The organism is Citrobacter sp. RHBSTW-00887 (assembly GCF_013728095.1).
GTDB lineage: Bacteria > Pseudomonadota > Gammaproteobacteria > Enterobacterales > Enterobacteriaceae > Citrobacter > Citrobacter braakii.
The window spans coordinates 233,676-253,436 of sequence record NZ_CP056267.1 but is presented as its reverse complement, the minus strand read 5'-3'; the positions used below and the strand labels follow the sequence as shown (position 1 = coordinate 253,436).

The following is a 19,761-nucleotide window of genomic DNA, read 5'->3' as shown; positions in this document are numbered from 1 at the left end:
ATACTGTCCTGAGAATGAACAGAACAAGGATTACTGCCCTGATGACGCAGGAAAAAGAGATTAAACGCCCCATTCAGGAACTTGAGCACGCACCAATCCCAAAAATTGAGCCCCTGGAGCGTAAAAATACAGAAACCAACGGTAAGACCAACCAGGCGCTGAAAACCGCCCTGACCTTCGCCGATAAAATTCAACGCCAGCCCATGATTGCCCATCTGATTCGCGCCGCGGAGAGATTTAACGATCGTATGGGAAATCAGTTTGGCGCCGCCATTACCTACTTCTCGTTTCTGTCGATGATCCCTATCCTGATGGTGTCGTTTGCCGCCGCGGGTTTTATTCTCGCTTCGCACCCTACGCTGTTGCAGGATATCTTCAGCAAAATCCTGCTCAACGTCAGCGATCCGACGCTCGCCTCCACGCTGAAAAACACCATCAATACCGCCGTTCAGCAACGAACCACCGTCGGTCTGGTGGGTCTTGCCATCGCGCTCTATTCCGGAATTAACTGGATGGGAAACTTGCGCGAAGCTATTCGTGCCCAGTCGCGGGATGTCTGGGAGCGGACCCCACAGGATCAGGAAAAAATTTGGGTCAAATATCTGCGTGATTTTGTCTCATTGATTGGCTTACTGATTGCGCTGATTGTTACGCTGTCCATTACCTCCATCGCCGGTTCCGCCCAGCAGATGATTATCTCTGCGCTGTATCTCGACGGCATCGAATGGCTGAAGCCCGCCTGGCGGCTGATCGGCCTGACCATCTCTATTTTCGCCAACTACTTGCTGTTCTTCTGGATTTTCTGGCGGCTACCGCGTCACCGACCGCGCAAAAAAGCGCTCATTCGCGGCACGTTTATCGCGGCACTGGGGTTTGAAGTCATCAAAATGATCATGACGTACACGCTGCCATCACTGGTGCAATCGCCGTCAGGCGCGGCGTTTGGTTCCGTACTTGGCTTGATGGCGTTCTTCTACTTCTTCGCCCGTCTGACTCTGTTTTGCGCTGCCTGGATTGCCACAGCAGAATACAAAGACGACCCGCGTATGCCGGGGAAAACCCACCGCTAATCTTTGTTAACTGCCGGATAACGCTGCGCTTATCCGGCCAACCCAATGCTTACGTCGAAATCCTGCGCATTATCAGAATTAAAATCCAGCCCGTAACTTTTGTTTAACCAAAAACCAGTTTTATCATCCAAGTTTTAAATTATGTGAAGCATTTCATGGAAGTGAAATCTCCAGCCTAAAAATTATCCCCTTTTTGCTCTATTTTTGACCGATCGCAAGGTTTGTTACAGATTGAAATGTCTCTTTTGCTGTGCGTAATATGACCTTTCGTTCGACCAAAAATAAGAAAATATTATGCAAGCAACAGCCACAACGCTCGACAACGAACAGGAACACACCCCGGTCAACTCGCGCAATAAAGTTGTCGTCGCCTCACTCATTGGCACTGCCATTGAGTTCTTCGACTTCTATATCTATGCCACCGCCGCGGTGATCGTGTTCCCCCATATCTTCTTCCCGCAGGGGGATCCGACCGCGGCAACGCTGCAGTCCCTTGCCACCTTTGCTATCGCCTTTGTGGCACGGCCTATCGGTTCTGCTGTGTTCGGGCATTTTGGCGATCGCGTAGGGCGTAAAGTCACGCTGGTTGCCTCACTGCTCACCATGGGGATCTCGACGGTTGTCATTGGCCTGCTGCCGGGCTATGAAACTATCGGTATTTTCGCCCCGCTGCTGCTGGCGCTGGCGCGTTTTGGTCAGGGTTTAGGACTGGGCGGTGAATGGGGCGGCGCGGCGTTACTGGCGACGGAAAACGCACCGCCGCGTAAACGCGCGCTGTACGGATCATTCCCGCAGTTGGGCGCACCTATCGGCTTCTTCTTCGCCAACGGCACTTTCCTGCTGCTCTCCTGGCTGCTGACCGACGAGCAGTTTATGAGCTGGGGCTGGCGCGTACCGTTCATCTTCTCTGCGGTGCTGGTGATTATCGGTCTGTACGTTCGCGTTTCGCTGCATGAATCCCCGGTCTTTGCCAAAGTGGCTGCGGCGAAAAAACAGGTGAAAATCCCGCTGGGTACCCTGCTGACAAAACATGTCCGCGTGACGATCCTCGGCACGTTCATTATGCTGGCGACCTATACGCTGTTCTATATCATGACCGTCTATTCCATGACGTTCAGCACCGCCGCGGCGCCTGTAGGGCTTGGCCTGCCGCGTAATGAAGTGTTGTGGATGCTGATGATGGCGGTTATTGGCTTTGGCGTCATGGTGCCGGTGGCGGGCCTGCTGGCCGATGCGTTTGGTCGTCGCAAGAGCATGCTCATCATCACCACGCTTATTATTCTGTTTGCGCTGTTTGCCTTTAAACCGCTGCTCGGCTCTGGCAATCCGGTGCTGGTGTTCGCCTTCCTGTTGCTTGGTTTGAGCCTGATGGGTTTGACATTTGGTCCGATGGGCGCGCTACTGCCGGAGCTGTTCCCGACCGAAGTGCGCTACACGGGGGCGTCGTTCTCGTACAACGTTTCATCGATTCTTGGTGCTTCCGTTGCCCCTTACATTGCCGCATGGCTGCAGGCGAATTACGGCCTGGCGGCGGTCGGTACGTATCTGGCATCAATGGCGGCGTTAACGCTGATTGCGCTGCTGTTAACCCACGAAACCCGCCATCAATCATTGTGATTCTTTGGTTGTAAGCACCGTCTCCGGCCTACGTTGAGCATGAAATGTATGTAGGCCGGAGACGCGTTAGCACCATCCGACAACGGCAAAAATCACTTCTTCATTTGCGACAAAATGGTCCGGCATTGATTAGCGTCCCCTTCAGAAGGTGAAATCAGCGCCAGCAAGGCCGCCGCGGGCGTCACTAACGTTGCCAGCGCGGCAGCAACCGCACCGCGCGCAATCAGCGGCCCGGCCTTCACGCCGGCCTGCGGATTCTTAAAGGTGCCGCGAACATACAGCGGCGAACGCAGGGTAATAATACGAATGCCTTTGCTCTCCGGATCGATGGTTAAATCCAGTTGCTCCGACGCAAAACTCGCCGTACCAGTGACATTAATGACCGCGTTTTCCGTGTCGAAGGCAAAAATCTGCGGGCGGGCTACGCCGTTAACAATATCCAGATTCGCCGCCGCGCAATTCACCCGCACCTCGTCATCACCAAATATCTGTCCAACAAGATAGTTGCCCAGATTCAAGCCAACAATTTCCATCAGATTCCGGCTGATCAAACCGTCGTTCATCAGCAGCTTCAGGTTGCCATTGCTGTTACCAAGCAGCGCTGCTACCGAGTTTCCGCTCCCGCTAAACCTGGCGTCACCGTTCATTTCACCGAGCGTTTTCTGCATCAGCTCCACATCCGGCATCAGCGCTTTTAACTTCAGGCGGCGAGCCTGGATGTCCGCCTGCCCCCGCATCGGCTTTTTATCCCCTTCCAGATGGATGCTGGAGACAATGCTGCCTCCCGCGAGGCCAAATTTCAGCGGCTGCAGGCGCAGGTCGGCATTTTTCAGGATGATATGGGTGGAGAGATCGCTGATTGGCAGGCTACTGCCGTGCTCAATACGCCGTCCTTTGAAACGTACGTCAGCGTCCATCACGTTCCATTTGTCGGTTTCAAAACGGTCATACGGCAAGACCTTGTCCGCGGGCTGGACGCTCTTCTCACCTTTGCGCTGTTCAGATTGTTTGGCCCGCTCGGCCCCTTTGCCTGAATCCACACCGATCAGCGGCCCCAAATCAGCCAGCCTCAGTTGGCGTGACTCAACATCCCCTTTCAGCATTGGGCGCGGCTTGCCGGTGGTATAGGCCAGTGTTCCGTGAATATCGCTATCGCCAATTCGGCCATTAAAATCGCGGTAATCAAAAACAGAGGATTTTTCCGGGTCAATTTTCGCGACCAGATGTCCGTCGGTTTCAAACGGCGGCGTATCCGGGAGCAGCACGCCGGTCAAATCGTACAAATCCCCTAGCGAATCTCCCGAGAATTTAAGCCGCAGATCCGCTCCGCCCATATTCATCGGGTCGTTTATCGTACCCATAAACGCCACACGCGTATTACCCGAACGGAAATCAGCCTGAATCGGGAAAGGGGTTCCTTCACCGCGCAGCGCCAGCATTCCGCCTATTTTCCCGCTACCGCTTAGCGGTTCGCCGTTATATCGGCCTTGCGCTTTCAGACCAAACACGTAGTCCTCAATGTGGGCGTTGCTCTCTTTACTTTTTGCGCCAGTCACTTCGCTAAAGGGCAACGGCTTACCCAGCGGATCGACCAGGATCTCAATCTCTGACTTCGTCACCTTATCGTTAATGGCGATGCGCCCTTGGTCGAACAGAATGTTATCCAGCCGGAAAGACCAGGCTGATGGCGGCGCATTGGGATCGCGGTTTTCATCCCCTGCCAGGTTAAAGGTCCAGTTATTGTTTTTCTCCGACAGGCGGATAAGCCGTGCATCGGGTTTTACCAGCTTGATCCACGGGAGCCAGACGGTTTTTGTCAGCAATGCCAGTGGGGCGAGCGTGGCTTCAACGCGCGGGAGATGCACCATGGTTACGTCAGGAATGTCCGGCGGGTTGCCGAGGATGATATCCTCAGCATGAACATGCGGCCACGGAACCCAGCTACGCCAGCCAGTTTCCTGTTTTTGGCGTTCCCAAACCACGCCCAGGTCACCCCGTATGGCGAAGGGCCGGTTGAGTTCTGTAGAGACTTTCTGGTTGATGGTCGGTTTGAGCCGGTTCCAGTCAAATGTCGCAATCACGATGATGAGTACGACGATCAACAACAAGAAAACCCCTATTACTGAAGTGGTTATTTTGCCTGTTCTCGTCATGTTTAACCTCCTTACTTTCTTCCTTGCCTGTCCTAAAGATAGTTCAGCAGAGGAAAAGGAGGCGTTCTACATCCTTATCAAAGCGACAGAATTACGTCTTCAAGGGTATCCAGAGGCACTGGACGAGAGAGAAAATAGCCTTGCGCAGCGAAAGCCGGCGAGTTTTGCACATCACGCCACTCTTCCAGCGTTTCAACGCCTTCGACAATCACACCGCGGCAATAGCGGTTCATCAGTTGTAACAGCAGCGTAAAGAGATTGCGGCCCTCCGGCGTCTGGCGCAGCATGACAAACAGATCCCGCGCCACTTTGATATAGTCGTAACTCACTTCGCTCAGAGCCGAGAAGTTTGCCATTCCGGTACCAAAATCATCCAGCCAGAGCGGGCCAAACTCGCACATTGAGGCGAACGACGAACCTTTCGGCAAGCGGATATGCTCCACCAGTTCAAAGCGCAGCCACGGCAGACATTCGATGATTTTCAGGATTTCGGGATCCTGGCGCATTGCAATCAGCGTTGGCCCGTCGACATTCACGGATGCCAGCAGATCGTGGGCTTTGAAAAACGCCCCTTTTTGTTCAAGCTGTACAAGCTGCTCTTTCACCACATCTACACGATGTCGTACGGCCACTTCGGCGAAATAGCGGTCCGGCGCGATACGTTGGGAGGGGTTTTCAGGATGGCTCACGACGGTCAGCAGCTCAACGGCCATCAGCCGTCCGTTGGTCTGATAAATCGGCTGGTAGGTGTAAGCACGCTCGCACTGCAGCCAATAGCGTCTCTCCTGCAAGTTTTCAATACTCGCATCGAGCGTAATTAGCTGCTGGGTAACCTGCTTTATCATCTGAGATGTCCTGTAAATAAGAGTGTGACTGACCGGACTCGTCAAAGGTTATCGGCGCTCAGGCGAAGAACTTTACGTTCAGCCCTACGCAAAATAGAAACTAAGCGGCAAAAAACGACGCAGAACACGTGCTGGCTCAAAAAAATAATGGAACGATGTTTTAATATAGTTGACCACTTAACACCCACAGCGCACACTAACGCTAATTTTTTTCAGAGCAGGTTACGACTATGTCCAGAAAGATTGCCGTGATTGGCGAATGCATGATTGAGCTGTCACAGAAAGGCGCTGACGTTCAGCGCGGATTCGGTGGCGACACGTTGAATACATCCGTTTATATTGCCCGTCAGGTCGATGCTGCGGCACTTTCCGTACACTATGTGACTGCGCTGGGTACCGACAGTTTTAGCCAACAAATGCTGGAATCCTGGCAGAGCGAAAATGTGGATACCTCATTAACCCAACGCATGGAAAACCGTCTGCCGGGCCTCTATTACATTGAAACCGATAGCACCGGCGAGCGCACCTTCTATTACTGGCGTAATGAAGCCGCTGCTAAATTCTGGCTTGAGAGCGAACAGTCCGCCGCTATTTGCGAAGAACTGGCGACATTTGACTATCTGTATCTGAGCGGAATCAGCCTGGCTATTTTAAGCCCGGCAAGTCGTGACAAGCTGCTGTCGCTGCTGCAAGAATGCCGCGCCAACGGTGGAAAGGTCATTTTTGACAATAACTACCGCCCACGTCTGTGGAGCAGTAAAGAAGAGACCCAGCAGGTGTATCAGCAGATGCTGGAATGCACCGATATCGCGTTCCTGACGCTGGATGATGAAGACGCGCTGTGGGGTGAAAAACCGGTTGCCGAGGTGATTGCCCGTACTCACGCGGCTGGCGTACAGGAAGTGGTTGTGAAACGCGGTGCAGATTCTTGCCTGGTTTCCATCGCAGGCGAAGAACTCATCGACGTTCCGGCCATAAAACTATCGAAAGAGAAGGTTATCGATACAACCGCTGCGGGAGACTCCTTCAGCGCCGGGTATCTGGCGGTACGTCTGACCGGTGGCGATGCCGCTGATGCCGCAAAACGCGGGCACCTGACGGCAAGCACCGTTATTCAGCATCGCGGGGCGATTATTCCTCGCGACGCCATGCCGCAGTAATCTGGCGTTCTGGCAGGCCTGATTAGACGTTAACGTCGCGTCCGGCCTGCAGGTCACGATTCCCTTATTGCACCGGCGGGATGTCCGTCACTTCGGGATGTGATTCATCCGTTTCTACCGACGTTGCCGCGGCGGTAACCGGCGCCATAATGCTATCCCACGTCGCCTGCAGATCCTTCATATTGAATTCAGGTTCACCCTTCGGCTGCAACAGAATTAACGCCATATCTTGCGACAGTTGCTGACGCAGGTCCTGATTCAGCATCTCAACACTCAGGTTGTTCAAGAAGCTCTGACGTAAACGCTGATACTGTTCAGGCGCAATATCTACGACCTGGTTTTGCAGCGAGCGCAAACGCTGGCTGATCAAAATATCGGTATCGGTGCGGCCATAGGTGGCAAACAGCTTCTGCAGTTCCAGATTCTTTTGCGCCACCAGCGCATTAAACTCTTCTTCCGGCAGCCCCTTATCGCGCACTTTGGCCAGCTCACGCGCAACCGTGCTGAGGTTCGCGTTCAGCTTACCGTTCGGTGATTCAACGTTAATGGCACATTGCGCGCGCAGGAACAGCACCCGACAGTCAAAGCCAAGGCCAATGTCTTTGGCATTGTTTTTGGTGAGCTCCTGCTGAATGTGCCAGAACAACGCTTCACGGGCTAAATCAGCGCGCCAGTAACGTAACAGCGCGGCAGATTCACGGATCGGCTGCCACGGCGTATCCCACATAATAGACAGGCGATCCTGACGTACCGCATCGGTCATTATGCTTACGGCCTCTGCACGCAGCGGAGAGAGCGTGGGTACCGGCGCAGGGGTTTCGCGTTTACCTTTTAATTCGCCGAAGGTTTTATTGATTTGATCAGCCACGCTGCGCGCATCTACGTTACCGACGATAATCAGCGTCATCGCATCCGGGGTATACCATTTCTGGTAGAAGGACTGGATTTTCGTCGCATCAACAGGCGTTTTCAGCGGATCGGCAGGATCGTGACCCAGCAGCGTCGATCCCTTCAGACGATAGCGCCACCATCCCTCTTTGGTATCTGACGGCCAGGTTGCAACCATATCTTCGCTACTCAGCGCATGATTGACCGATTCAGGGGTGATGCTCAGATTACCGGAAATATTCGCCAGATAAGAAAGTGACTCTTTCAGCAGATCGTTACGGCTGTTAGGCAGACTGAGGTTATATAGCGTGGAATCATAGGAAACGATAACGGGCGGCATAGGACGACTGGGATCGAACCCCTGCTGCCACAGAGAACGGGCTTGCGTAGCATCGAGGCCACCGCTTTGCGTCAGCGCGATACGCGGGATCGCATGGCTGAAACCACTCTGTTGTGTACTTTCGGTGAGTGAACCGGTATTGACCAGCAGGCGAACCTCAATACGGTCGCTGGGGCGCTGGGGAGTGGCTAAAACTTGCCACTGTAACCCATTTGCCAGCGTGCCCTGTTGCCACGCCGGGTCAGGCTGGAGCGCATCTGCCTGCACATAGCCGGCAGTGGCCATCATCAGCAAGCCGCCCGCTAAAAGTCGAATTTTTGTGCCCTGCATGTGAACCCCTGATCAACTATCCTGGAAATAAAAAGACAGCCCGCGAGAGGACTCTCTGAATATGACGTTAAAAACACTTCGTGTTAGACCGCAAGAACATAAAAATGTCACGGAGGAAGTGAAAAAATCCCGACGCCGCCGAATCGGCGGTTTCAGGCACAGGGGTTAATTATGCGCAAACGCCCGCAGTCCTGGAAGGGACTACGGGCATAAGTGGAGAGATTAAGAGGATATTTCGTGCGTTTTGCCATCCGGCGCACGATTATTCAGCACATCATCCAGCTTTTTATGGTCCAGTTCTTTCACCCATTTCGCTACTACAACAGTTGCCACACCGTTACCGACCAGGTTAGTCAGCGCACGGGCTTCAGACATAAAGCGGTCAATACCGAGAATCAGCGCCAGACCAGCAACCGGTAAATGGCCCACAGCGGAGATAGTCGCGGCCAGAACAATGAAGCCACTCCCGGTCACACCCGCAGCACCTTTTGAAGAGAGCAGGAGCACCACCAGCAGGGTTATCTGATGGAAGATATCCATATGGCTGTTGGTGGCCTGAGCGATAAATACCGCCGCCATCGTCAGATAGATTGATGTCCCATCAAGGTTAAACGAGTAGCCCGTGGGTATAACCAACCCGACAACCGACTTGCGACAGCCCAGTTTTTCCATCTTATCGAGCATACGCGGCAGCGCGGACTCGGAAGAAGAGGTACCCAGCACGATCAGCAGTTCTTCACGGATATAACGGATGAATTTGAAAATGCTGAAGCCGGTTGCGCGCGCAATCGAGCCCAACACCACAACCACAAACAGAATACAGGTAATGTAGAAACAGATGATCAACTGACCCAACTGCACCAGCGTCCCGACGCCATATTTACCGATGGTAAAGGCCATGGCACCGAAAGCACCGATCGGCGCCAGGCGCATGATCATGTTGATGATGCCAAAAATAACCTGCGAGAAGCTTTCAATCACGTTGAAAATCATCTGGCCTTTGCTACCTAAACGATGCAGCGCAAAACCAAACATAACCGCAAACAGCAATACCTGCAGGATGTTGCCACTGGCGAACGCGCCAATGACGCTACCCGGGATAATATCCATCAGGAAGCCTACGATCCCCTGGTCTTTTGCCTGTTCGGCGTAAATCGCAACCGCTTTGGCATCCAGCGTCGCCGGATCGACGTTCATACCGGCACCGGGTTGCACCACGTTGACGATGATAAGGCCGATGATCAGCGCAATCGTACTGACAATTTCAAAATAAAGCAGTGCAACCGCACCGGTGCGGCCTACGGCTTTCATACTTTCCATGCCTGCAATGCCGGTCACGACAGTACAGAAGATGACAGGTGCGATGACCATTTTGATGAGCTTCACGAAAGCATCACCAAGTGGCTTCATTTGGGCGCCTAATTCAGGGTAGTAATGGCCAAGGAGGATACCTATGGCAATTGCTGTCAGGACCTGAAAGTAAAGGCTTTTGAATATAGAGGTTTTCATAGGGTGTCCTTAAAGTAAAAACCACAGGTCTTGTAAGGTTTTGTTTAACCTGCGGCCTTAAAGTAACACCCACACAACATGACAGAAATGCGCCTGGATCATAATTGATACAGAAATGTTAAAAATTTTGAGCTAGCTCGCACAAGCGAGACCTTTTTTAACTTTTGTAATCAGCGTTTTTCGGCGTCAGATAACGTTCTTCGAAGATATTCGCCGGAACCGGCCGGGCAAACAGGAACCCTTGTGCCACTTCTACCCCCGCTTGTGATAACCATTCGCGTTGCGCTTCGGTTTCGACGCCCTCAGCGATCATCTGCAAATTGAGGCTATGCGCCAACTGAATGATGGCGGAGATCATGCTGCAATCTTCAGGGACGCCATCGACAAACATCTTATCGATTTTGAGTACATCCACCGGGAGCGACTTCATGTGCTGCAGTTGTCGCAGACCCGCATACCCCATACCAAAATCGTCCAGCGCGATACGCACGCCCGCGTTGCGCAGCGGGCGTAAAATAGCCACAGCGGCATTAGGATCATCAATGTGCCGGCTTTCGGTCACTTCCAGAATCAACGTCCCAGGCTTGATGCGATAGCGGTTTAGCAATTCCAGCAGATCCGACACCATACTCGGATGCATCAGCTGTAGCGCAGACAGGTTCACCGAGAGCGGCAGCATCAGGCCGCGTTCCTGCCAGGCTGACAGCTGGCGGCATGTCTCCTCCAGCACCCAGTAACCGACCGTCACCATCAGGCCACAGGACTCAATCCTGTCGATTAACCCTTCTGGCAACTCCCAGCTTCCGTCTGGCTGCTGCATTCGCAATAATGCTTCTGCGCTCAATACCTTACCGCTGGACATCTCCACCTGCGGCTGCATCCAGAGCGCAAACTGATGGTTATCCAGCGCGGTAAGAATATTGTTCTCTTCCGTCAAACGCTGTTGCGCCTCTTCCATCTGCAACGGGTCAAAGAACTGAATCCGGTTTTTACCCTTGTGACGCGACGTTAACACGGCTGAGAGTGCGCGGTGGTAAAGCTGTTCTGCGGTCAAATCGCCATTAAACATCGCCACCCCAATGTTGCAGGTTGGACGAAGTTGAATGCCCTGAATCGGTAATCGCTCGTTAACGATAGTGAGTACTTGCTGACCTAGCGTAATAGCGTGCCAGGGTTCTTTCACACCATGTGCGATGATGGCAAAGTCATAGCCGCTCACCTGGGTAAGCACCATTCTGGGGGCCAATACTGACTTCAGCTTTTCAACCAGCGTAAGCAGCAGGATTTCCCGCTGGGTCTCGGATAACACACCCGCGGTGTCACGCAGGGTTTCGCAGGTGACAATCATCAAAGCCGTTGTCTGCTGGCGGTTCACAACCTGCTCCAGCAGCGCCATCAGAAACGACTTGTTGGGCAGCTCAGAAACCGGGAATCGCATTGAATGGTCGCTTTGCTCTTCACTGCGGCGCTGAATCAGTTGCTGATTGAGGTTATAGCTACGCACCAGCAGGCCAATCTCGTCGTCCTGATGCAGACGCGGCAATGCCAGCTGATAGCCAATCAGATCCTGCTGGGGAATGTCGTTCAGCTCACGCGCTATTTTACGTAATGGATGCAAAATCAATCTGTTGATACACCATGAGATGGCTACCGTGAGTATTAACGAGAGAAGTAAGTAAATGGTCACTAACGTGGAGAGCGTACTCATCACGAACTTGTACATACGGTACGAATCCGCCTGCAGCACCAGATACGCCAGCGGTTGCGGATTCGCTGAACGCTCAAGAGAATAGACCGGCAGCGAAATTTGTACCGGAAGTTCAAACAGCCGAGTCACCGTAACCGGAACCGGGCGTTCAGGAATAAAGCTCATCCGCAGCGCCTGAAACTGATTGGGAAGCACCACATCGGCGCGGCTGACCACGCCTGCTGGTCGAATACTTCTTAAAATAGCTTCTGCTTCGGGAATATCCCCTTTCAGGATCGTGCCCGACAGAGGCTCACGGACGGAGCGAGCGATACTTTCCAGTTGCGTAGCCGTGTTGTAGCGATTCTGCTGGACCAGATGGAACAACAAAACGGTGCAAAAAATAAACACAAACACCATGACAACAGCCGCAACCATTGCCATCTGCTTAATTGTTAACGAGCGACTGACACGCAAACTGACTCTCCACGGATAGACGAAACTGCCGTCAGAGTATACCCGATCGTAGCGGTATTAAGAGAGGCGGTATCTGAAAACTTCCCAGCATGCATTATCCCGACAGGATAGGCACCTGGCGACGAGATTTATCTGCATTTAAGCCGAAAAAGGCCGCAAGGTTCCCCCCCCTGCGGCCTGGTTCGGGCGCATGTTGCCATCACGGCAGACAGACGCCCGCAAGGTGCCTTACTTCCTGTTACGCAGCCAGCTCACAATCAGGCTGGCAATAATGCCAGCGATGATCGGAGCCGCTAAATCGTGCCAGAAGGCCACGCCTAACTGTGCGAGCGTCATATAGCCGCCTGTGTTGCAATGGCAACTGTTCACGGCTATTCTTGAGTTGTTCAGGTTCAAGTTAGCCCCCGTTTTGTTGCCAGGTTTATACCGAACAACGTGCGGGGGTTTTCTCTTTCCAGCAACCGATGCCGCCGGGGATCAAGCCCCCGCAACATTGCGCCTCACCGGGAATTCCCGGCTTGCCGCTGATTCTACGGTAGCCCACTTGCCATATCACTGCGCAATACACGGCTCTGCGTAGCGCCTCGCATTTCACCTGTTTTCTCACCATTACGCTGGAAAGATTCTTGCCAGTTGGCAACATTCCTGCCGCTCTTCAATACAGAAAAAGACATATCTCATTGATATCTATAATTTCATTTTCTGGCACAGCGATTGCTATTTGACTGTGAGCTGTTCTGTTCCGAATCAAAGGAGATATCATGTCTGACTGTCGTACTTACGGATTCAACACCCAGATCGTTCACGCGGGGCAACAACCCGACCCTTCTACAGGCGCGCTCAGTACGCCTATTTTCCAGACTTCAACGTTTGTTTTTGACAGCGCCGAACAAGGTGCCGCCCGCTTTGCGCTCGAGGAGTCCGGGTACATTTACACCCGTTTGGGTAACCCCACCACCGATGCGCTGGAGAAAAAGCTGGCGGTACTGGAAAGAGGTGAAGCCGGGCTGGCAACCGCATCCGGTATTTCTGCCATCACCACCACGCTGCTGACGTTGTGCCAGCAGGGCGACCATATCGTTTCCGCCAGCGCGATTTACGGCTGCACCCACGCGTTTTTGTCGCACAGCATGCCGAAGTTTGGGATTAACGTCAGCTTCGTCGATGCGGCAAAGCCTGAAGAAATCCGCGCCGCCATGCGCCCGGAAACCAAAGTAGTGTATATCGAAACGCCCGCTAACCCGACGCTGTCGCTGGTCGACATTGAAACAGTAGCCGGTATCGCCCATCAACAAGGCGCATTGCTGGTGGTGGATAACACCTTTATGTCACCGTACTGCCAGCAGCCTTTACAGCTAGGCGCGGATATTGTGGTACACAGCGTCACTAAATATATCAACGGTCACGGAGACGTGATTGGCGGCATCATTGTTGGTAAGCAGGAGTTTATTGACCAGGCGCGGTTTGTTGGTCTGAAAGATATCACCGGCGGCTGCATGAGTCCTTTCAACGCGTGGTTGACGCTACGCGGCGTTAAAACACTGGGGATTCGTATGGAACGCCACTGTGAAAACGCATTGAAAATCGCCCGCTTCCTCGAAGGGCATCCGTCCATTACCCGCGTTTATTATCCTGGCTTGTCTTCACACCCGCAGTATGAGCTGGGCCAGCGACAGATGAGCCTGCCTGGAGGAATTATCAGCTTCGAAATCGCCGGCGGCCTCGAGGCTGGCAGACGGATGATCAATTCTGTAGAATTGTGCCTCCTCGCGGTCAGTCTCGGTGATACCGAAACCCTCATTCAGCACCCAGCGTCTATGACACATTCGCCCGTTGCGCCAGAGGAACGGCTTAAAGCAGGTATTACCGACGGGCTTATCCGTCTTTCTGTAGGTCTTGAAGATCCAGAAGATATTATTAACGACCTTGAACACGCCATCAGAAAGGCAACATTCTGACCATTATGACCTGAACCGACGCCGATCGGTTCAGGTTGTTGAGAATCAAGGCAAAACAGTCTGGTAATACGCGCAATCCTGTTTCGGGGAGCGCGCGTATTTTGGGCAGGGGGTTCTATGCAGGACGATACATTACAACTAAGCAACAATACAGCAACCACCGTACCATTCTCAAAGAAAATACCGTTTACGAAATATGACTTTGGCTGGGTATTACTGTGTATCGGTATGGCAATTGGTGCCGGAACGGTACTGATGCCGGTACAAATAGGCTTAACAGGCATTTGGGTATTTATCGTTGCCTTTATTATTGCCTATCCAGCAACCTATATTGTGCAGGATATTTATTTAAAAACATTATCAGAAAGTGAAACTTGTAATGACTATACCGATATTATCAGTCATTACCTGGGAAAAAACTGGGGTGTATTTCTTGGCGTCATCTATTTTTTGATGATTATTCACGGCATATTTATCTATTCCTTATCCGTGGTTTTTGACAGTGCCTCATATATCAAAACCTTCGGTTTAACCGATGCCGATCTTTCACAATCGATAATCTATAAAGTGGCCATTTTTGCCGTGCTGGTGGCCATTGCTTCCGGGGGAGAAAAGCTGCTGTTTAAAATCTCCGGCCCGATGGTGGTAGTCAAAGTGGGGATCATCATCGTGTTTGGTTTTGCGATGGTTCCGCACTGGAACTTCTCTAATATCAGCGCATTCCCTGAAGCATCGGTCTTCTTTCGCGACGTGCTGCTGACCATCCCGTTCTGCTTCTTCTCGGCGGTGTTTATTCAGGTGTTGAACCCAATGAACATCGCCTACCGCAAGCGGGTAGCGGACCGGGTTCTGGCCACCCGCATGGCAATACGCACGCATCGCATCAGTTACATTACGCTGATTGCGGTCATTCTGTTTTTCTCATTCTCTTTTACCTTTTCTATTAGTCATGAAGAGGCCGTTTCAGCCTTCGAACAAAATATTTCCGCACTGGCGCTGGCAGCGCAAGTCATTCCTGGGCAAATTATTCATATCACCTCAACGGTGTTAAATATCTTCGCCGTATTAACCGCATTCTTTGGTATTTATCTGGGGTTCCATGAGGCGATTAAGGGTATTATCCTTAATGTTCTGAGCCGTATTATTGATGTGGAGAAAATTAATCCCCTGGTGCTTACGCTGGGTATTTGCACCTTTATTGTTATCACCCTGGTGATCTGGGTGTCATTTCGTGTATCGGTACTGGTGTTCTTCCAGTTGGGTAGCCCACTTTACGGGATTGTGTCGTGTATTATTCCGTTTTTCCTGATCTATAAAGTAACGCAACTGGAAAAACTACGCGGGCTGAAAACCTGGCTAATCCTGTTGTACGGGATCCTGCTGTGCCTGTCGCCACTATTGAAGCTGATTGAATAATCCGTTTACAGCGCCGTCAGTCACTGACGGCGCTTAACTCACACTCACCAGTTGATAGCTGCGAATTTTATTCAGTACCGTGGTATGTGACACCCCCAGCGCTTTAGCGATATGCCGCGACGACACATTCTCTTCCACCATCTGTTCAATTAGCTGGCGTTCAGCACACAAAACCTGTTCTTTAAAAGGACGCTCTGTCGGCGTCAGCTCAACAGCAGGCAAATTCACCATCCCTAATTCTTCCCGCGTAATGACATCGGACTCCGCCATCAGCATCAGGCGAATGATGGTATTTTCCAGTTCGCGAACGTTTCCCGGCCAGGTGTGATGATGCAGGGCATCAAAGCAGGCCTTATCCAGAATGATCCGTCGCTGGAATTCCTTCGCGTATTTCTGCACAAAGTGGCGAATCAATAGGCTGATATCCTGCGGGCGCTCCCGCAGGGGCGGAATTGTCAGTGAAAGTACATTGATGCGGTAATAGAGATCGGCGCGCAGCAGACGTTGTTCCACCATCTCTTCCAGATTGGCGTTGGTTGCCACAATAATGCGCACATTGACCGGAATAATTTGCGCCCCGCCAACGCGACGGATCCCGCCATCCTGAAGTACGCGCAGTAATTTAGCCTGTAAGCTAAGCGACATTTCACCAAATTCATCGAGAAAAAGGGTGCCTTTATCGGCCATTTCAAACAGCCCTTTTTTGCCTTTACAATCTGCACCGCTAAAAGCCCCTTTCTCATAGCCAAAGAATTCACTCTCCATCAACGACTCAGGTAGCGCAGAGCAGTTGACCGGAATAAACGGATAAAAACGTCGCTGCCCGGAATTATGGATAGCCCGGGCCAGAAGTTCTTTGCCAGTACCCGTATCGCCGCGGATCAAAACGGTATATTTGCTGTCGGCAATTTTTATCGCCTTTTCGATAAGCGAGTGCATGCTCTGGCTGCTACAAATAATGTCAGAGAAATAGCGCGGGCGTTCCGGCTCAGGCGTCGACAGTTCGCTTATCTCTTCACACAGGTAAGCGACGTTAATAATATCGGCGCGCCGGCCTAAACAGGATTGCACGCAGGAAATATCCTGTAACTGGCGGCACCAGGATTTAATCAGGATCCGTCCAGGCGTGACTTTCATAGAGATGATATTGATATCGCAGCAGGAAAATTCCTTCAGGACATCCTCAACCATCGACAGACGATCAATTGTTTTAATATCCCAGCGTATCGTGACCACATTTGCTCCTGACAGTTAGCAACTGCGAAATAGATATTTCTGTGACGAGAGGAAATCTGACTACATTTTAGACGCTGTGGAATAATGTTCTGCCAGAGGACTCACATTGTGGACGTAAAAACAAAATATAAAAAAACCGGAGCACAAGGCTCCGGTTATCAGGTCATAACCCACGTTTATTGCTGTGGATTTTCATCCTGGTCAACAGCGAAACAGGCCACGAGTTGTCCACCGTAATCCTTCAGCTGCGGCTGAAGCTGGGTACACGGACCAAAACGCCGACGGCAGCGGGCATTGAACGCACAGCCCGGCGGTGGATTCAGCGGGCTTGGCAGCTCACCGGTCAGCTTGATACGCTCGCGGCGATCGTCCGGGTTCAGGCGCGGCGTCGCAGAGAGCAGCGCCTGCGTATACGGATGACGCGGATTATTGAAGATCTGATCCTTCGTTCCTTTTTCCACGCAACGGCCTAAATACATCACCATCACCTCATCGGCAATGTGCTCTACCACCGACAGGTCATGCGAGATAAAGACGTATGACAGCCCCAGTTCCTGCTGCAAGTCCATCATCAGATTCAGCACCTGCGCACGAACAGAAACGTCCAGCGCCGAGACCGGTTCGTCGGCAATCACCACATCTGGATCAAGCATCAGCCCGCGAGCGATGGCAATACGCTGACGCTGACCGCCGGAGAACATGTGCGGATAGCGGTCGTAGTGCTCGGTTTTCAGCCCCACTTTCGCCATCATCGCCAGCGCTTTTTCACGACGCTCCTCTTTACTTAGCGTGGAGTTGATCAGTAGCGGCTCTTCCAGAATCTGCCCTACTTTCTTGCGCGGGTTCAGGGAACCGTAAGGGTTCTGGAACACAATCTGGATTTTCTGCCGGCGCAGCTTCTGCGCCTGCGGGTCGTGCTTAAGCAGATCCTGCCCCTGGTAATACAGCTCGCCGCCGGTCGGGACTTCAATCATCGTCAGCAGGCGACCAAGGGTGGATTTCCCACAGCCCGACTCGCCTACCACCGCCAGCGTTTTGCCGCGTTCCAGCGTAAAGGTGACGCCGTCCAGCGCTTTCACCAGGCGTTCCGGGGCGAACATCCCCTTCTTCACCGGGTAGTGTTTTTTCAGGTCAATTGCCTGCAACAGCGGCTGTGGCAAAGCGGCCTTTTGCGTACTCATAGCCCAGGCCTCCCGGCATCATCAAGTGGGTAGTGGCATTTCGACTGACGACCGCCTTCCAGCAGGTTCAGTTCAGGTTCTTCAGCGCGGCATTTGTCAGTCGCATAGGGGCAGCGCGGGTTCAGTAAACAACCGGTCGGGCGGTCATATTTACCTGGCACCACGCCCGGCAACGAAGCCAGACGCGCTTTATCCTGAGCGAACTCCGGCAACGCGCGCAGCAACGCCTGGGTATACGGATGACGCGGCGCGCGAAAAATATCCTGCGCGGCCCCGGCTTCCACTACCTGCCCGGCGTACATCACAATGATCTTGTGCGCCGCTTCGGCCACCAGCGCCAGGTCGTGCGTGATTAGGACCAGCGCCATGTTCTCTTTTTGCTGCAATTCCAGCAGTAGCTCGATGATCTGCGCCTGAATGGTCACATCCAGCGCCGTTGTCGGTTCGTCGGCAATCAACAGCTTTGGACGACAGGCAATCGCCATCGCGATCATCACGCGCTGGCTCATCCCACCAGACAACTGGTGCGGATAGACATCCAGACGCGAGGCCGGATCGGGGATCCCCACCAGCGTCAGCAGGTCAATCGCCCGCTGAATACGCGTTTTTTTGTTGCCGCCCTGGTGCACCTTAATGGCTTCCATAATCTGGTAGCCGACGGTGTAGCACGGGTTAAGGCTGGTCATCGGGTCCTGGAAGATCATCGCCACTTCCGCGCCCACTAACTGGCGACGCTCTTTCTCAGAGATGCGCTTCAGGTCACGACCATTAAACTCCAGATTTTCGGCCATAACGCGGCCTGGGTAGTCAATCAATCCCATGATCGCCAGCGAGCTGACGGACTTACCAGAGCCGGACTCCCCTACAATGCCAACCACTTCACCCTGGTTCACGCTGTAACTAATGCGGTCTACGGCACGGAATTCGGACCCCACATCGCCGAAGTGCACCGATAATTTATCTACATTTAATAACGCCATCTCGAACCTCTTACTGCTTCAGTTTGGGATCGAGCGCGTCACGCAGACCGTCACCCATCAGGTTAAATGCCAGCACCGTCAGCAGGATTGCCAGCCCCGGGAAGGTCACGACCCACCAGGCACTTTGAGCAAATTGCAACACGTCAGAGAGCATGGTGCCCCATTCCGGCGTAGGCGGCTGTGCGCCCATCCCCAGGAAGCCGAGGGCAGCCATATCGAGAATGGCGTTAGAGAAGCCAAGCGACGCCTGAACAATCAGCGGCGCAAGACAGTTAGGAAGAATATTGACGAACATCTGGCGCATTGCACCGGCTCCGGCCACGCGGGATGCGGTAACGTAGTCGCGGTTAACCTCCACCAGGACGGCGGCGCGCGTCAGACGCACATAGTGCGGCAATGCCACGAACGTCAGCGCCAGCGCGGCGTTGCCAATCGAGGGCCCAAATACCGCCACCAGCACCAGCGCCAGTAACAGGCTCGGCAGTGCCAGCATGATATCGACCACACGCATGATGACGTTATCGACAATCCCGCCAAAGTAACCGGCAATCAGCCCGAGAATCACGCCCATCAGCAGGGAGAGTACCACCACCAGACAGCCGACCAACAGAGACAGACGCGCACCGTACATCAGGCGGGACAGCACATCGCGGCCCACATCATCAGTACCAAACAGATGCGCCATGGTACCGCCTTCCTGCCACGCAGGAGGAGCCAGCAGCGTATCGCGGAACTGCTCTGCCGGGTTGTACGGCGCGAGGACGTTGGCAAAGACCGCAATCAGGATCATCACGACAACGTACACCAGCCCAACAACCGCACCTTTGTTGCGTTTAAAATAGTGCCAGAACTCCTGCAGCGGGGTCATGGGCACCGGTGCAGCAATAACTTTATTTTCAGTAACCTGTGACATG

15 protein-coding genes are annotated in these 19,761 nt (G+C 52.9%); 5 read left to right on the top strand and 10 right to left on the bottom strand.

Features of this window, described 5'->3' with window-relative positions; all coding sequences use genetic code 11:
- Positions 1–41: 41 nt before the first annotated feature.
- Together yhjD and HV314_RS01145 are read left to right on the top strand one after the other, a co-directional pair.
- Positions 42–1,070, top strand: coding sequence for an inner membrane protein YhjD (yhjD, locus tag HV314_RS01150; protein WP_019078090.1), 1,029 nt, complete (start codon positions 42–44; stop codon positions 1,068–1,070).
- 294 nt (positions 1,071–1,364) lie between these two features.
- The gene (locus HV314_RS01145) at positions 1,365–2,687 is read left to right on the top strand and encodes an MFS transporter (protein ID WP_003023312.1); all 1,323 of its coding nucleotides are present in this window, start codon (positions 1,365–1,367) and stop codon (positions 2,685–2,687) included.
- A 92-nt stretch (positions 2,688–2,779) separates the two neighbouring features.
- On the opposite strand, the gene HV314_RS01140 is transcribed toward HV314_RS01145, so the two are convergent.
- Together HV314_RS01140 and pdeH are read right to left on the bottom strand one after the other, a co-directional pair.
- Positions 2,780–4,840, bottom strand: a complete 2,061-nt coding sequence (locus HV314_RS01140; RefSeq protein ID WP_019078089.1) for an AsmA family protein — start codon at positions 4,838–4,840, stop codon at positions 2,780–2,782.
- Between the two features lie 77 nt (positions 4,841–4,917).
- The gene (pdeH, locus tag HV314_RS01135) at positions 4,918–5,685 is read right to left on the bottom strand and encodes a cyclic-guanylate-specific phosphodiesterase (protein WP_016157708.1); all 768 of its coding nucleotides are present in this window, start codon (positions 5,683–5,685) and stop codon (positions 4,918–4,920) included.
- Between the two features lie 230 nt (positions 5,686–5,915).
- On the opposite strand from pdeH, the gene HV314_RS01130 reads away from it, so the two are divergent.
- A complete protein-coding gene (locus HV314_RS01130) occupies positions 5,916–6,845 on the top strand; it encodes a sugar kinase (protein WP_181547134.1) in 930 nt (309 codons plus the stop codon).
- A 64-nt stretch (positions 6,846–6,909) separates the two neighbouring features.
- Here HV314_RS01130 and HV314_RS01125 read toward each other — a convergent pair whose 3' ends face one another.
- The 4 genes from HV314_RS01125 to HV314_RS01110 form a co-directional block, all read right to left on the bottom strand.
- Positions 6,910–8,403, bottom strand: coding sequence for a M16 family metallopeptidase (locus HV314_RS01125; protein WP_016157710.1), 1,494 nt, complete (start codon positions 8,401–8,403; stop codon positions 6,910–6,912).
- Positions 8,404–8,625: 222 nt separating this feature from the next.
- Positions 8,626–9,912: a C4-dicarboxylate transporter DctC gene (gene dctA / locus HV314_RS01120; protein ID WP_003023301.1), complete on the bottom strand. Its 1,287-nt coding sequence runs from the start codon at positions 9,910–9,912 to the stop codon at positions 8,626–8,628.
- Between the two features lie 157 nt (positions 9,913–10,069).
- Positions 10,070–12,076 carry a biofilm formation regulator HmsP gene (gene hmsP, locus HV314_RS01115; RefSeq protein ID WP_181547132.1) on the bottom strand — a complete coding sequence of 669 codons (2,007 nt, stop codon included), beginning with the start codon at positions 12,074–12,076 and terminating at the stop codon, positions 10,070–10,072.
- A gap of 228 nt (positions 12,077–12,304) precedes the next feature.
- Positions 12,305–12,412 (bottom strand): type I toxin-antitoxin system toxin Ldr family protein, encoded by a 108-nt coding sequence (locus tag HV314_RS01110; protein WP_016154898.1) that lies wholly within the window; start codon positions 12,410–12,412, stop codon positions 12,305–12,307.
- Positions 12,413–12,837: 425 nt separating this feature from the next.
- Between HV314_RS01110 and megL the strand changes: the two genes are divergently transcribed.
- Together megL and HV314_RS01100 are read left to right on the top strand one after the other, a co-directional pair.
- On the top strand, positions 12,838–14,034 hold the full coding sequence (gene megL, locus HV314_RS01105) for a methionine gamma-lyase (RefSeq protein ID WP_003023295.1): 1,197 nt from the start codon (positions 12,838–12,840) through the stop codon (positions 14,032–14,034).
- A 117-nt stretch (positions 14,035–14,151) separates the two neighbouring features.
- Positions 14,152–15,450, top strand: a complete 1,299-nt coding sequence (locus HV314_RS01100) for an amino acid permease (RefSeq protein WP_181547129.1) — start codon at positions 14,152–14,154, stop codon at positions 15,448–15,450.
- A 33-nt stretch (positions 15,451–15,483) separates the two neighbouring features.
- Here the strand turns inward: HV314_RS01100 and HV314_RS01095 are convergent, their stop codons facing one another.
- The 4 genes from HV314_RS01095 to dppC all read right to left on the bottom strand — a co-directional run bounded on the left by HV314_RS01095 (position 15,484) and on the right by dppC (position 19,760).
- Positions 15,484–16,686 carry a sigma-54 interaction domain-containing protein gene (locus HV314_RS01095; RefSeq protein ID WP_181547127.1) on the bottom strand — a complete coding sequence of 401 codons (1,203 nt, stop codon included), beginning with the start codon at positions 16,684–16,686 and terminating at the stop codon, positions 15,484–15,486.
- A gap of 176 nt (positions 16,687–16,862) precedes the next feature.
- Positions 16,863–17,867 carry a dipeptide ABC transporter ATP-binding subunit DppF gene (dppF, locus tag HV314_RS01090; protein ID WP_181547125.1) on the bottom strand — a complete coding sequence of 335 codons (1,005 nt, stop codon included), beginning with the start codon at positions 17,865–17,867 and terminating at the stop codon, positions 16,863–16,865.
- Positions 17,864–18,847, bottom strand: coding sequence for a dipeptide ABC transporter ATP-binding protein (gene dppD / locus HV314_RS01085; protein ID WP_016154901.1), 984 nt, complete (start codon positions 18,845–18,847; stop codon positions 17,864–17,866). The genes dppF and dppD overlap by 4 nt, the downstream gene beginning before the upstream one ends.
- A gap of 10 nt (positions 18,848–18,857) precedes the next feature.
- Complete coding sequence (dppC, locus tag HV314_RS01080) at positions 18,858–19,760, bottom strand: dipeptide ABC transporter permease DppC (RefSeq protein WP_016154902.1); 903 nt, start codon at positions 19,758–19,760, stop codon at positions 18,858–18,860.
- Position 19,761: the final 1 nt, after the last annotated feature.